The 13,260-nt window shown below is 40.3% G+C and carries 13 protein-coding genes and 1 pseudogene; 7 read left to right on the forward strand and 7 right to left on the reverse strand.

Annotated features, from left to right (window positions below):
- Window positions 1-114 precede the first annotated feature (114 nt).
- A pseudogene (locus QM857_RS02435) lies at window positions 115-339 on the forward strand (amino acid ABC transporter substrate-binding protein); the annotation flags it as partial.
- Window positions 340-402: 63 nt separating this feature from the next.
- Here the strand turns inward: QM857_RS02435 and QM857_RS02440 are convergent.
- Window positions 403-1,236, reverse strand: a complete 834-nt coding sequence (locus QM857_RS02440; protein ID WP_178895352.1) for a metallophosphoesterase family protein — start codon at window positions 1,234-1,236, stop codon at window positions 403-405.
- Window positions 1,237-1,443: 207 nt separating this feature from the next.
- Between QM857_RS02440 and QM857_RS02445 the strand changes: the two genes are divergently transcribed.
- Genes QM857_RS02445 through QM857_RS02455 form a run of 3 tightly spaced genes read left to right on the forward strand, consistent with a single transcriptional unit; the run spans window position 1,444 to window position 2,547 of the window.
- On the forward strand, window positions 1,444-1,638 hold the full coding sequence (locus QM857_RS02445; RefSeq protein ID WP_178895353.1) for a helix-turn-helix transcriptional regulator: 195 nt from the start codon (window positions 1,444-1,446) through the stop codon (window positions 1,636-1,638).
- A gap of 14 nt (window positions 1,639-1,652) precedes the next feature.
- Window positions 1,653-2,195, forward strand: coding sequence for a DUF3278 domain-containing protein (locus QM857_RS02450; RefSeq protein WP_414274956.1), 543 nt, complete (start codon window positions 1,653-1,655; stop codon window positions 2,193-2,195).
- A gap of 10 nt (window positions 2,196-2,205) precedes the next feature.
- Window positions 2,206-2,547: a hypothetical protein gene (locus tag QM857_RS02455; protein WP_178895355.1), complete on the forward strand. Its 342-nt coding sequence runs from the start codon at window positions 2,206-2,208 to the stop codon at window positions 2,545-2,547.
- 47 nt (window positions 2,548-2,594) lie between these two features.
- Here the strand turns inward: QM857_RS02455 and QM857_RS02460 are convergent, their stop codons facing one another.
- The 4 genes from QM857_RS02460 to zapA all read right to left on the reverse strand — a co-directional run bounded on the left by QM857_RS02460 (window position 2,595) and on the right by zapA (window position 6,983).
- Window positions 2,595-3,491, reverse strand: a complete 897-nt coding sequence (locus tag QM857_RS02460) for a TDT family transporter (protein WP_414274957.1) — start codon at window positions 3,489-3,491, stop codon at window positions 2,595-2,597.
- Between the two features lie 197 nt (window positions 3,492-3,688).
- The gene (locus QM857_RS02465; protein ID WP_414274958.1) at window positions 3,689-6,025 is read right to left on the reverse strand and encodes an endonuclease MutS2; all 2,337 of its coding nucleotides are present in this window, start codon (window positions 6,023-6,025) and stop codon (window positions 3,689-3,691) included.
- A 110-nt stretch (window positions 6,026-6,135) separates the two neighbouring features.
- Window positions 6,136-6,684 carry a CvpA family protein gene (locus QM857_RS02470; protein ID WP_263393949.1) on the reverse strand — a complete coding sequence of 183 codons (549 nt, stop codon included), beginning with the start codon at window positions 6,682-6,684 and terminating at the stop codon, window positions 6,136-6,138.
- The gene (gene zapA / locus QM857_RS02475) at window positions 6,681-6,983 is read right to left on the reverse strand and encodes a cell division protein ZapA (protein WP_214262307.1); all 303 of its coding nucleotides are present in this window, start codon (window positions 6,981-6,983) and stop codon (window positions 6,681-6,683) included. Before zapA ends, QM857_RS02470 begins: the two co-directional genes overlap by 4 nt.
- A gap of 86 nt (window positions 6,984-7,069) precedes the next feature.
- Here zapA and rnhC point away from each other — a divergent pair, with 86 nt between their 5' ends.
- The 3 genes from rnhC to QM857_RS02490 all read left to right on the forward strand — a co-directional run bounded on the left by rnhC (window position 7,070) and on the right by QM857_RS02490 (window position 11,025).
- The gene (gene rnhC, locus QM857_RS02480; RefSeq protein ID WP_414274959.1) at window positions 7,070-7,945 is read left to right on the forward strand and encodes a ribonuclease HIII; all 876 of its coding nucleotides are present in this window, start codon (window positions 7,070-7,072) and stop codon (window positions 7,943-7,945) included.
- Between the two features lie 9 nt (window positions 7,946-7,954).
- On the forward strand, window positions 7,955-8,569 hold the full coding sequence (gene lepB / locus QM857_RS02485; protein WP_414274960.1) for a signal peptidase I: 615 nt from the start codon (window positions 7,955-7,957) through the stop codon (window positions 8,567-8,569).
- Window positions 8,570-8,658: 89 nt separating this feature from the next.
- On the forward strand, window positions 8,659-11,025 hold the full coding sequence (locus tag QM857_RS02490; RefSeq protein WP_414274961.1) for an ATP-dependent RecD-like DNA helicase: 2,367 nt from the start codon (window positions 8,659-8,661) through the stop codon (window positions 11,023-11,025).
- Window positions 11,026-11,223: 198 nt separating this feature from the next.
- Here QM857_RS02490 and tig read toward each other — a convergent pair whose 3' ends face one another.
- Window positions 11,224-12,507, reverse strand: coding sequence for a trigger factor (gene tig / locus QM857_RS02495; protein WP_414274962.1), 1,284 nt, complete (start codon window positions 12,505-12,507; stop codon window positions 11,224-11,226).
- Window positions 12,508-12,619: 112 nt separating this feature from the next.
- A complete protein-coding gene (locus QM857_RS02500; RefSeq protein WP_414274963.1) occupies window positions 12,620-13,252 on the reverse strand; it encodes a response regulator in 633 nt (210 codons plus the stop codon).
- Window positions 13,253-13,260: the final 8 nt, after the last annotated feature.

Below are 13,260 nucleotides of genomic sequence, written 5' to 3' on the forward strand. Positions count from 1 at the left end.
ATGATACCTATATTTTAAAATAAAATAATTTTATTGTCAAACATTTACCGAATTATTGAAGCTAAAAAGCTCATTGAGTTCACTATTTTTAAAATCTATATTAAATTTATCGAAAATGTTCAAAAGATTATCCAAGACCGAGGTTTAGACTTGAACGTAGTCGACTTGGAAAGCAATGATAATCCAAATAACTACATTATCTTCTCAAGCGATGGAAAAGAAATTAAAGAACAATTTGACAAGGTCCTCAAAGAACTCTACCAAGACGGAACCCTTGAAAAACTCAGCAAAACCTATCTCGGTGGTTCCTACCTACCAGATCAATCTCAATTACAATAAGATATATTAAAAACGATTGGCTAGTCCAATCGTTTATTTAGTATCTGTTAATCAAAGCAACTCTTACAAAAAATCAAAATAATTCTTCACATCCTCCACATAGCCATGCTTTTCAATTAAACTAGCTAACAAATCTCTATTATGGCCTTGATAGTTGTCCTCTCGCCGCAATTCTTCATACATTTCGATAAAGGGAAGGCCCTTGGTCTTAGCTGATTCTAGCTCTGCTTCATAGTCATAAACAACCTTACGAAATTGGATATTGACTAATTCACCATTTTCAACCTCAAGTAAGGCATACTGGGCACGGTGATTTTTCAGCCCTACCCAGTCAAAATAAGGCATACCAATCGAACCTGGATTGATGATTTGTTGACCTTGGCTACCATAACGAAGCAACTGCTTGTGAACATGACCATAGACGGCTACATCAGTAGTTTCATCAAGTAGCTGGTCAAATTTTTCGGTATCATTTTCAACCAGCAAATCACCACCATAATTTTTCTCAGGTAAATTATGTGAAAGAGAAAAGCGCAAGCCTTCCACTTCTTTCTTGGCTACCATAGGTAGATTTCTCAACCAATCAATATGCTCTGGGTTTAGACGCTCCATCAGATACTGGGTCAATCGCATAAGCTGGATTTCTTGGGGATCCTCTAAACCATATTGCCCATCTAAAGCCTCTAACACACAATCATCCCAGTTGCCTCGAACAGATGCTGTAATGGGAAGGTCTTTCAAAAGAGCCACCAAGTCATTTGCTCCCGGCCCAGGAAGAAAAATATCTCCCAGAAGCCAATATTCAGTCGCTCCCAACTTTTTAGCGTCCTCAAGCACTCCAGCTAAGGCTGTCGTGTTACCATGAATGTCTGATAAAATTGCAATCTTATGGTTCATTTTCTGCTCTTTCTTTATTGGATAGCATTCAGGGTATCCAAATCACTCTTATTTTTCTTCATTATAGCATAAAATCGTAGAAGATTTTCACATAGAAATATTATCACCAAGATTCTTTTAAAAATATGTCAAAAATAGTTGACATTTTATTTTTTAAAAGATATACTATAGTCAAATATATGTGACATAATCAAATAAGGAGGAAGCATGAATCGTGTGAAAGAATTTCGCAAGGAATTGGGCATATCCCAGCTCGAACTTGCCAAAGATATCGGTGTCTCTAGACAAACCATCAACATGATTGAGAATGACAAGTACAATCCTACCCTGGAACTCTGTCTCAATCTCGCTCATAGCCTCCAAACAGACCTCAACAGTCTCTTTTGGGAGGACGAATTTTAATAAGGAGAAGAAAAATGAAAAAAGAAACTCTCACTGAAAAACTAATCAAACGCACATACGGCATTTCTGGACCACTTGATGAACACAAACAACGTGAGGCTGACCGCATCGGAAATAAACTCTTTATGGTTCTCTTCTACCTCATGGTTTTTGGCAATCTCATTCCCTTTGTCCTCGCTTATAAATATCCCCAAATGGTCGCGTTTGGATATCCAATTATCATCTTTCTGGTTTCTATGGTTTGTGCTATCTATGTCAGCACTCAAACTAAAAAAACAGGTATTACTGCTATCGATCCTGATATGCTGAGCCAGAAAGAACAAAAACAATTGCGCTACCCTGGCCTTAAAGCCGGACTTGTCTATGGAGTTTTGATGTTCTTTGGAATGCCTCTTCTCAATGTCTTAACGGATGATAACAAGAACTATCTTAGTTACCTTTTCAATCTAGGCCATTTCACATCAATTCTTTTCGCAGCTTTCTTTTTCGGATTAATGATGCAACTTGTCTTCTGGCTTCGCATTCGAAAAGCCAAGGAAGATCAAGACGACTATTAGGAGAAATCATATGAAATCATTACAAACTTTAATTCTCAGTCATATTTTGGTCAGTATCTTTATGACCTTTTTCCTAGTTTATGGCTATATTACACGTCCTTTTCTGATCATCTTCCTGCTAGCCCTTCCTGTCTTGAACAAAGGACAAAGATTTCAGAAAATCACATCAAAAAAAATACGCCTCTTAAACGCATCTCTCTGCTTTATCCTCGTATCTCTCCCACAACTAATTACGAATTCTATGGATTGGAGATATCTCCTATTTCTAACCATCTGTATAATTTTTAGTTTGGTCTACTTCTATACTCTCTATCAACTCTTTAAAGAAGTTAAGCAAAAAGAATGTTATTAATCGCTCTAAAAAACACCCCCTAACACTTCTCAGTGCTAGGGGATTTGTTATTTTCTTAAATATCTCACATATTCTACTAATACGTAGATGAGGATTGTTAAACAAATGATAGTTTCTATCCAAACGAGTAGGTTAAGGGTTGGAAACTGTAGGATTCCCTGGGCCATTTTCAAGGAAGTTGCCGTGATGATGGTTGGGAAAGTTAGAGCTGAAAAGGATGGTTGAAATCCCTGTTTTAGAATTCTCGGCAAGCGACTAAGGACAAAGAAAAAGAAAGCCTGTGATGCAAGAATCATGACTAACAAAATCCAGCTAGGAAGGTCTGGACCTCCTACTCTCACTAGTGCTGCTAATAGGAGAGAAAATGGAGCGCAATAGATCCCTTCTTGACCCATTAAAGCTAGTGGCAATGGATTCTTTTTCAAATCTTGATAAATGAGAGGATACAGGATGAGGGTTAAGATAAAACCAAAAATCCAAGCTCCATAGGCAATCCCAACAATGCCCACCACGGGGTAGGTCAAGCTTGCTACTGCTATTCCTACATAAAGAACAGTCCAAGTCGGTGTAGCACTAGCCCTTGGCTTAGTCTGAACGTAATTGATAGTAAAGTAGATAATTAAACCTACATCCAGTAGAAAGGCAAACCACCAGAGAACCTGCGCAATGAAGTTCAAGCTAACTGGTAGAATCCGCAGCATATAAGTCGATAAAATCATCCCTGCCATGGGAAAGGTCGCCATTCCTGACAAGACGGGTGCTTTCTTCAGTTCTTGCTTGCTTACTTGCCAATCACTAAGATGACTGTAAAGAAAATAAAACCATAGAATCAAGCCTGACAAACTAAGCAAATGAGAAAGAAATGGGAAGGTATCTAAGATAAGATTTCCTGCACCAGCTAATCCCAATAAGCAACCTGAAAAAGCTAAGGGGAGTTTCTTCATGCTAACCTCCGAAAATAACGTTACTATCAGTATAGCATAATTAAAGCTCAGCTAGACAAACCTTCATCAATTTTTTTGGCTATAAAACGATTGTCCCCTTTTAAAATACTCACTAACAATAATGATTAAAATAAATTCATCAAAAGAGTACCTATCACTTGATAGGTACTCTTTTAACATTTCATTCTATAGCTTGGTTAGCCTTTAAAGGTTACGATTGTTGCACCACTTCCACCTGCATTTTGTGGCGCATAGCCAAAGCTCTTGACTTGCTTGTTTCTTTGGAGATATTTGGTTACTCCTTCACGAATGACTCCTGTACCGATACCATGGATGATGTCTACTTGAGCCATGTTGTTGAGCAGGGCTTGGTCGATAAAGGCATCCAAGGCTTCCATAGCTTCCTCATAACGTTTGCCACGGAGGTCTAGTCGAGCCTGTGGGCCTTTGCCTGCAGCACGTTTAACCACGTTGACTTGTTTCTTCTTGACAGGCGCTTCTTGCTGAGCCTGAACCAAGTCGAATTCCTTATCTTCAAGCGTCATCTTGATCAAGCCGACCTGAGCTTCCCAACGACCATCCTTGAGCTGATTGGTCAAGGTACCTCGTTGACCATAGCTTAAAACGATAATATCATCCCCAACTTTTGGAGCTCGTTTCTTCTTAGCCTTTTGAAGAATCTTGTTTTTAGAAAGGTCAACTTTTTCAGGGGCTAATTTTTTGAGCTTAGCCTTGGCTTCGATAATTTCATGTGGTTTGAGTTGAGATTTACTATGAAGATTTTTAAGAATATCATCACTCTCTGCCAGAGCCAATTCAACAATCTCAGCGGCTTGCTCACGCGCCTTATTGAGTTCTGTTTCCTTCTCACGATTGAGCTCGTTGTAGAGTTTTTTAAGAGCACGGTTCATCTTGAGGTTTTCTTGCTCAACTTGGCGAATATTCTCAAGACGTTTCCGGCTTTCAAGTGTTTGCTCTTCCAATTGCTCTATGATGCGATTGACATCATTGTCTTGGTTAATCTGCTTGTTGGCATCACCTACAATGACATCTGACAAGCCCAAACGTTTAGCAATCTCAAAGGCATTACTTCTGCCCGGTACTCCTTGCATAAAGCGATAGGTTGGACGCAGGCTAGCTGTATCAAACTCCATGCTGGCATTCTGAACATAAGCCGTTTCAATTCCATAGGCCTTGAGTTCAGGATAGTGAGTGGTTGCCATAGTCTTGACCTGACGCAAACGCAAGTCTTCTAGGATAGACATGGCAAGGGCAGCTCCTTCCTGAGGATCTGTACCTGCTCCAAGCTCATCTAGTAGCAAGAGGGAGTTTTGGTTGACTTTACCGAGGATGTCTACGATATTGGTCATGTGACTAGAGAAGGTTGAGAGGCTTTGTTCGATGGATTGTTCGTCTCCGATATCCGCAAAGACCTCCTCAAAAATTCCAACACGACTTCCCTTATCCGCCAAAATCGGCAAACCTGACTGAGCCATCAATTGCGTCAATCCTAAGGTTTTTAGCATGATGGTCTTACCACCCGTATTGGGACCAGTGATAACGATTGCTGTTAGCTCCTTACCGAAGTGAACATCATTTGCAACGGCATTTTGCACCAAGGGATGACGAACATGGAGGAGTTGGATTTCCTGCTCTTCAGAGACTTGAGGCACCACGGCTCCTGTCTCTTGGATAAAACGGACCTTTGCTCGAATCAAGTCTAAATGTCCAATAATCCAGGCATCATTTGCAATTTCAGCTGCGTGTGGCCGTACACGCTCAGAAAGTTCTTGAAGGATACGCAACATCTCATAGCGTTCATCTGCACGAAGACTAGCAATCTCCTCACTTAGCTTGACCACTTCACGCGGTTCGATATAGACTGTATTACCACTGGCAGAGATATCATGAACAACACCAGCAATCTTGTTTCGATAGGTATTTTTGACTGGCAGAACTTGGCGACCATTTCGACTAGCGATGATGCCTTCAGTCAACATCTGCGCCTTTTGTTTGAGAAGATCCTGCAAAACATCACGGACTTGGCTCTCACTGTCGTGGATTTTACGGCGGATTCGTGCCAAATCTTCACTAGCAAAATTCTCTATGAATCCAGCTTCATTAATAGCTTGGAAATTGCCCTGCAAATGTGGGAAATCATGAAGTTTCTCAAACCAATTGGCCAGGTGGTCCAAACTCACATTTTCAAGATTGTCATAGAAGTTTTTCAGTTCACGACTGGCAAAAATGACACGTTTGAGAAGGAGAAATTCCTCGATGTTGAGGTCTGCTCCCATCTCCAAACGTTTGCAGGTTGCAGCAATGTCTTTGGTGCTTGAGATACTGAAATGCGGATGCTCGACAAAAAGTTCTTGCATCTCCTTCATCTCAGTAAAAGCTTGCTGAATCTTGTCTCCTCTATCACTCGGAACAAGTTCTTTTAACTGCTCTAACCCTTGTTCCGTCAAAAGATGGGGCTCAAATAAAGCTTTGACCTTATTAAATTCTAACGTTTCTAGTATTTTTGTATTCATCTTATTTCCTTAGTAAAAATATTATGGCTTTGCTTATTTTTAACTTTTTTAAATCTATCTTTTACTTTTCGAAATTGTAAACAAAAGGCTAGGAATAGTTCCCGCCCTTTTTATCCGATTATTTTTGTAACCCAAAGCTGTTTAATAAAATTAGTTGTGAATGGAATGCTTTGGATGATATGTCTAGCTACAAAGCTATTTTCAAGTGAATTTTGAACAATTTGTAATGGCACAGTCGCGAGAATCGTTAGCATCATTTGGAGGACAAACAAGGTCACACCGACTGATAGCACACCCGCACCGATACGGTAGTATTTCTCATCAAGTATCTTACTTGGTACTAGGTTTAGAAAAAGACCAAGCAAGCGACCGATACAATAAAAGACTGTAAAGGCTAAGAGAAAACCAATTCCTGCATAAAAGACTTTATCCAGTTGGAAAAGCTGATTGGATGAGAAAAAGTAAGTTCCCTGTCCTTCCTGTGGGTTGGCATAAGGGATTAACAAGTTGAACTTTTGCCCTAAAGATAGGTAATAGTTGCTTGCAAAATAAGCTGAGACAATCGTAGCCACAAGATAATAAGCTTGTAAAAGAATTCCTCTGCGGTAGCCGATATAAAAGCTCCAAGCAAGGATTAATAAGAGTAGGATGGAAATCATAAGGAATCCCCTATCTTACTCTGCTCTTGTTTAGCAGCGACCACTTTATAACGGAGCGATTCTAACTCTTGCTCCTTATCATCAAATTCAATCTCACGGCTAAGCTGGGTTGACAAGCAGTTGACTGCTAAGAGAATCGCCACTGTCTCATCATCAGCTCCAGGCATTTGTTCTTTGATTGCTTCATATTTTTCCGTTGCAACTTTAGCAATCTCCTCCATGAAAAGATTGTCATGTTCAGTTGTCAGGGTTAATGTTTTTTTCCCAAATGTAAACTTGAATCGATTTAAATTTGCCATAAAATTCACCTCAAGATATTATACCAAATTTCACTAAGTTTGTCAGTTTTTACCAATTCTAGCGCTTTTATGGTACAATAGAGACTATGGCAAGTATCACATTAACTCCGAGCGAAAAGGAAATTCAGGCTTTTGTTCAAAAGCATGAACATGCACTCACTCCAAGTAAAAATCCCTATATTCGCTACTTTTTAAAGCTTCCTCAAGCCAGTGTTTCCGTCTATACATCTGGGAAAGTCCTCTTGCAAGGAGAAGCTGCTGAAAGCTATGCTAGCTTTTTTGGTTATCAAGTAGCACAAATAGTTAGCGGGCAAAATTTCCCCTTGATTGGAACAGATGAGGTTGGAAATGGTTCCTACTTCGGTGGTCTGGCTGTAGTGGCGTCATTTGTAACTCCTGATCAGCATGACTTTTTACGAAAACTCGGAGTTGGAGATTCTAAAACACTAACTGACCAAAAGATTCGTCAGATTGCTCCCCTTCTTAAGGAGAAGATTCAGCATCAAGCACTCCTTCTTTCGCCAAGTAAGTATAACGAAGTCATTGGAGAACGCTATAATGCTGTTTCTGTCAAGGTAGCGCTTCACAATCAAGCAATCTTTCTCCTCCTTCAAAAGGGAGTTGAGCCTGAAAAAATCGTTATCGACGCCTTTACGAGTGCTCAAAACTATGATAAGTACTTAAAAAATGAAGCCAATCATTTCTCAAATCCAGTTACACTTGAGGAAAAAGCTGAAAGTAAATACTTGGCTGTAGCAGTTAGCTCCATCATAGCGCGTGACCTCTTCCTAGAAAATCTTGAAAACCTAGGGCAAGAGTTAGGTTACAAACTTCCTAGTGGTGCTGGTGTTGCTTCTGATAAGGTTGCCAGTCAAATATTAAAAGCATATGGAATGAAGGGCCTTAACTTCTGCGCCAAACTTCATTTTAAAAATACTGAAAAAGCAAAAAAACTTCTATAGAGGTGAACCATGAAATATTTTAAATCATTTATAAGAGAATGGGGAGTTTTTATCCTTATTATTGCCTTAGTTGGTCTCAGCCGTCTCTTTCTCTGGAGCAATGTTCGTGTAGAAGGACACTCTATGGACCCTACTTTAGCTGATGGAGAAATTCTCTTCGTTGTCAAACATCTCCCAATCGATCGCTTTGATATAGTTGTCGCTCATGAGGATGAAGGGAATAAAGATATCGTGAAGCGAGTCATCGGGTTACCAGGTGATACCATCCGTTACGAAAATGATAAGCTCTACATCAACAATCAAGAAACCGATGAGCCTTACCTAGCAGATTATCTCAAACGTTTTAAAGAGGATAAACTCCAATCAACCTATACCGGAGATAGCTGGGATGGGAAAAAAGGCGAGTACTTCAGAAGTCTTGCTGAAAAAGCTGATGCCTTTACCTTAGATGTTAACTTCAATACTAGCTTTACCTTCACTGTTCCAGAGGGACAATACCTCCTACTTGGTGATGACCGTCTGGTATCTAGTGACAGTCGACATGTTGGTACTTTTAAAGCAAAAGATATCATTGGAGAGGCTAAATTCCGTTTCTGGCCACTCAAACGTATCGGAACATTTTAAGAACACTAAGAGGCCGAGAAATATAAATCTCAGCCTCTTCTCATTCTATTCTGAATGATAGATTTCATTCAGGAATGTAAAGGAATTATATGGAAGTCTATTTTACAGGTACGATTGAACGTATTATTTTTGAAAATGTCAGCAACTTTTACCGTATTCTCCTTTTAGATATAGAGGATACCAATGCTGAGGACTTTGATGATTTCGAGATCATTGTTACAGGGACCATGGCTGATGTTATCGAGGGAGAAGAATACACTTTCTGGGGGCAGATTGTCCAACACTCCAAATACGGAGAACAACTGCAGATTTCCCGTTACGAAAGAGCAAAACCAACTAGTAAGGGATTGGTCAAATATTTCTCAAGTAGTCATTTCAAAGGGATTGGTCTCAAAACTGCCCAAAAGATTGTGGAACTCTATGGGGAAAATACTATCGATGAAATCCTAGAACATCCTGAAAAACTTGAGACTATCTCAGGGCTGTCTTCTAAAAGTCGTGAGGCCTTTGTATCCACACTCCGTCTCAACTACGGTACTGAAATGGTCTTGGCCAAGCTTGCCAATTATGGCATTCCTAATAAATTAGCTATTCAAATTCAGGATACCTACAAAGAGGAAACCATCGATATCGTTGAGAACTATCCTTACCAGTTGGTAGAAGATATCAAGGGTTTGGGTTTTACCATCGCTGACCAATTGGCACAAGAATTGGGCATTGAAAGCCAGGCGCCTGAACGTTTCCGAGCAGGACTCATTCATAGCCTTTTAAACGCTTGTATGGAAAGTGGGGATACTTATGTTGAAGCTAGAGACTTATTAGAAAAGACTCTAAATCTACTGGAATCCTCACGTCCTGTAGAACTGGAACCAAGTCAACTTGCTCAAGAATTGTCCAATCTCATTGAAGAAGAAAAAGTCCAACAAGTTGACACCAAAATCTTTGATAACAGTCTCTTTTTCGCAGAAGAAGGGATTCACAATCACCTCATTCGTATCCTTGAAAAAGAAGAACCCAATAAACATGAAACAGAAATCATCCAGGAGCAGATCGCAATTGTCGAGGAAGAATTAGGCATTCAATACGATGCCATTCAAAAACAGGCAATCTGCGATGCTATCCAAAACAAGGTCTTTATCCTGACAGGTGGACCTGGTACAGGTAAGACCACTGTTATCAATGGGATTATTGCCGTCTATGCTCTATTAGAAGGACTGGACCTTCGAAAGAAAAGTAATCTACCGATTCTCCTTGCTGCTCCAACTGGTCGTGCAGCTCGTCGCATGAATGAACTAACAGGCTTGCCGAGTGCAACCATTCACCGCCACTTGGGTATGACTGGTGACGACGACACAAGCCATTTGGAGGATTATCTAGATGCTGACTTTATCATCGTAGACGAATTCTCTATGGTAGATACTTGGCTAGCCAATCAACTCTTCTCAAATATCTCCTCTACTAGTAAAATTCTCATCGTTGGAGATAGTGATCAGTTGCCATCGGTTAGCCCAGGTCAAGTTCTGGCTGACTTACTCCAAATTTCAAGTATTCCGCAAACACGCTTGGAACAAATCTACCGCCAGAGCGAAGAATCAACCATTGTCACACTTGCGAGTCAGATTCGTCAGGGAATTTTACCTGCAGATTTCACTCATAAAAAAGCAGACCGTTCCTACTTTGAAATCGCTAGTAACCAGATCCCAGCGACCATTGAAAAAATCCTAGACGCTGCCATCAGAAGTGGCATCCCTGCACGAGACATCCAAGTTCTAGCTCCTATGTATCGTGGAGCAGCAGGGATTGATGCCATCAATCAACTCATGCAAGAACTGCTCAATCCTCTTAAAAAAGGACAGATTAGTTTTGAAGCAAGTCAGTTTCAGTATCGTAGCGGAGATAAGGTCATTCATTTGGTTAACGATGCAGAAGTCAATGTTTTTAACGGAGACCTAGGCTACATCACGGACCTCATTCCTGGAAAATACACTGAATCTAAACAAGACGAAATGATGATTGATTTTGATGGGAACGAGGTTTCCTATCCTCGAAATGAATGGTACAAGATTCGTCTTGCTTATGCCATGAGTATCCATAAATCTCAAGGAAGTGAATTCCCAGTTGTCTTTCTTCCCATCACCAGTGCTAGCAAGCGTATGTTGGAGCGTAACCTCATCTACACTGCTATTACTCGGGCTAAAAGCAAACTCATTCTACTCGGTGAACTTCAAGCCTTTGATTATGCAACTAAACATATCGGAACCTCTCGCAAAACTTACCTAATAGAACGTTTTATTGAACTAACTGAAAGCTCTGAAGAAGTAAATGAGCCTGTTCTCGAAATCACAGAACCGACGGCCCCTCATCAATCTTACATCCTAACCGAAGAAAACTGGTCTAATATTCCAGCTATGATTGGGATTAGCCACGATGACCTTCAAGAGTTTTTCGGAAAATAAAGCACAAGAGAGAGTGGGACAGAAATCGGTAATTCATTAGAATTCGATTTCGTCGTCCCGCCTCCGCACAGTTGAGTAGGGCTGTAAAAGCTGATGAAATCAGCCTAGTAGAGCCCACTCAACCACTGCGTCTTGCTCGACAATCCAAAGACAATTAAAAGGCTAGGACTTTTGTCCCAGCCTTTTTTCTTGTAGAGATTATTTTACTGTTGCAGTGCTTGTGATCAATTCAACAGCTTTCTTGATTGTGATATCGTGTTTCAACATATCTGCTGAAAGCAAGCTTTGTACTTGAGCAACTTCCATGTTGTAATCTGCAGCCAATTGCTCGATTTCTTTTTGGATTTCTTCTTCAGTAGCGTCAAATCCTTCAGCTTTCGCAACTGCTTCGATAACAAGATTAGTCTTCGTACGTGACTCAGCTTCTGCTTCGTATTGTTTGTGAAGGTCTTCTTGAGTAGTTCCAGTGATTTGGAAGTACATGTCAGGGTTGATACCTTGACGTTGCAAGTTTCCAAGGAATTCGTTTACTGAGCGGTGAACTTCTTCGTGGATCATTTCTTCTGGAAGTTCTACGATTTCAGCGTTTTCAACTGCTTTATCGATTGCTGCACCTTCAACGGCATCTTTGTAAGCTTCTTCTTTAGCAGCAACCAATTCCTTGCGGTATTTTTCTTTCAATTCAGCAAGTGTTTCAACTTCTTCGTCGATATCTTTTGCAAGTTCATCGTCAAGAGCTGGAACTTCTTTAGCTTTAACTTCGTGGATAGTTGTTACGAATTTAGCTTCTTTACCAGCAAGGTCTTCTGCTTGGTAGTCTTCTGGGAATGTTACGATAACGTCAACAGTTTCACCAGCTGAGTGTCCAACTAATTGGTCTTCGAAACCAGGGATAAATTGACCTGAACCAAGTCCAAGTGAGAAGTTTTCACCTTTTCCACCGTCAAATTCAACACCGTCGATAGAACCAACAAAGTCGATCACAACAGTGTCGCCGTTTTTAGCAGCACCTTCTTTGATCACCAATTCAGCCAAGTTGTTGCGTTCACGTTCGATACGCTCTTCAACATCAGCGTCAGTTACTTCTTTATCTACATCAACTGATACTTCAAGGTTTTTGTATTCACCCAATTTTACTTCAGGTTTTGTAACAACTTCAGCAGTGATAACCCAATCTTGACCTTTTTCCATAGAAGTTACGTCAATTTTTGGTTGTGCAACGACTTCAAGACCAGCTTCTTTAACAGCTGCTTCATAAGCATCTGGTAAAAGAGCGTTCAATGCATCTTGGTAAAGTGCTTCTTCACCAAATTTTTGGTCGAAGATAGGACGTGGAAGGTGACCTTTACGGAAACCAGGAACGTTAAGAGTTTTCTTTACTGAGTTAAATACACGGTCCAATTCTGGTTTGATTTGGTCTTGAGAGATAGTGAAAGTCAAGACACCACGGTTTGTTTCTTTGTTTTCAAATGATACAGACATTCTGTCATTTCTCCTTAAAATTTTTAATACAGTCCATTATACCATATAGTAGCGAATTTTTTCAAGTAATGGATGCGCTTTTCGTCCATGCTTCAGTTACATTCGATGTCCCCTAAAATTCATCAGAACCCACCAGATGATGTTGAAAAGCATAAACTGCTGCCTGGGTACGATCACTGACCTCAAGTTTGGCTAAGATATTGGAGACATGGGTCTTGACTGTCTTAAGGGAGATGAACAATTCATCAGCAATACGCTGATTTTCATACCCCTTTGCAATCAGTTGAAGGACATCTCGTTCACGGGCAGTTAATTCTTCGTGAAGTTCCATATGATTACGGTGGTATTCCACCTTCTTACTCACCTCTTGTTCAATGGCTAACTCTCCAGCCGCTACCTTTTGAACAGCATGGAACAATTCATCAGCACTTGATGTCTTGAGCATATAGCCTTTAGCACCCGCATTTAAAACTGGCATGATTTTTTCATTGTCTAGGTAAGAGGTCACTATCAAGATTTTAGCCTCTGGCCATTCTTTGAGAATAGCTAGGGTTGCGTCAATCCCGTTGACTTCTGGCATCACAATATCCATCACAATCACATCGGGGCGAAGATCTAAAGCCATTGCAATTCCTTCGGCTCCATTAGTTGCCTCTCCAACAACTTCTACACCATCTTGTAATTCAAAATAACTTTTTAAACCAAGACGCACCATTTGGTGGTCATCTACTAATAATAGTTTCATTTTATTTC

This window comes from Streptococcus infantis (assembly GCF_047463315.1).
GTDB classification, from domain to species: Bacteria; Bacillota; Bacilli; order Lactobacillales; family Streptococcaceae; genus Streptococcus; species Streptococcus infantis_AB.

What these genes read in the sequence shown, in the direction of transcription:
- QM857_RS02440 (WP_178895352.1), bottom strand. Translation starts at nt 1,236, where the DNA reads ATGAACCATAAGATTGCAATTTTATCAGACATTCATGGTAACACGACA.
- QM857_RS02445 (WP_178895353.1), top strand. Translation starts at nt 1,444, where the DNA reads ATGAATCGTGTGAAAGAATTTCGCAAGGAATTGGGCATATCCCAGCTC.
- QM857_RS02450 (WP_414274956.1), top strand. Translation starts at nt 1,653, where the DNA reads ATGAAAAAAGAAACTCTCACTGAAAAACTAATCAAACGCACATACGGC.
- QM857_RS02455 (WP_178895355.1), top strand. Translation starts at nt 2,206, where the DNA reads ATGAAATCATTACAAACTTTAATTCTCAGTCATATTTTGGTCAGTATC.
- QM857_RS02460 (WP_414274957.1), bottom strand. Translation starts at nt 3,491, where the DNA reads ATGAAGAAACTCCCCTTAGCTTTTTCAGGTTGCTTATTGGGATTAGCT.
- QM857_RS02465 (WP_414274958.1), bottom strand. Translation starts at nt 6,025, where the DNA reads ATGAATACAAAAATACTAGAAACGTTAGAATTTAATAAGGTCAAAGCT.
- QM857_RS02470 (WP_263393949.1), bottom strand. Translation starts at nt 6,684, where the DNA reads ATGATTTCCATCCTACTCTTATTAATCCTTGCTTGGAGCTTTTATATC.
- zapA (WP_214262307.1), bottom strand. Translation starts at nt 6,983, where the DNA reads ATGGCAAATTTAAATCGATTCAAGTTTACATTTGGGAAAAAAACATTA.
- rnhC (WP_414274959.1), top strand. Translation starts at nt 7,070, where the DNA reads ATGGCAAGTATCACATTAACTCCGAGCGAAAAGGAAATTCAGGCTTTT.
- lepB (WP_414274960.1), top strand. Translation starts at nt 7,955, where the DNA reads ATGAAATATTTTAAATCATTTATAAGAGAATGGGGAGTTTTTATCCTT.
- QM857_RS02490 (WP_414274961.1), top strand. Translation starts at nt 8,659, where the DNA reads ATGGAAGTCTATTTTACAGGTACGATTGAACGTATTATTTTTGAAAAT.
- tig (WP_414274962.1), bottom strand. Translation starts at nt 12,507, where the DNA reads ATGTCTGTATCATTTGAAAACAAAGAAACAAACCGTGGTGTCTTGACT.
- QM857_RS02500 (WP_414274963.1), bottom strand. Translation starts at nt 13,252, where the DNA reads ATGAAACTATTATTAGTAGATGACCACCAAATGGTGCGTCTTGGTTTA.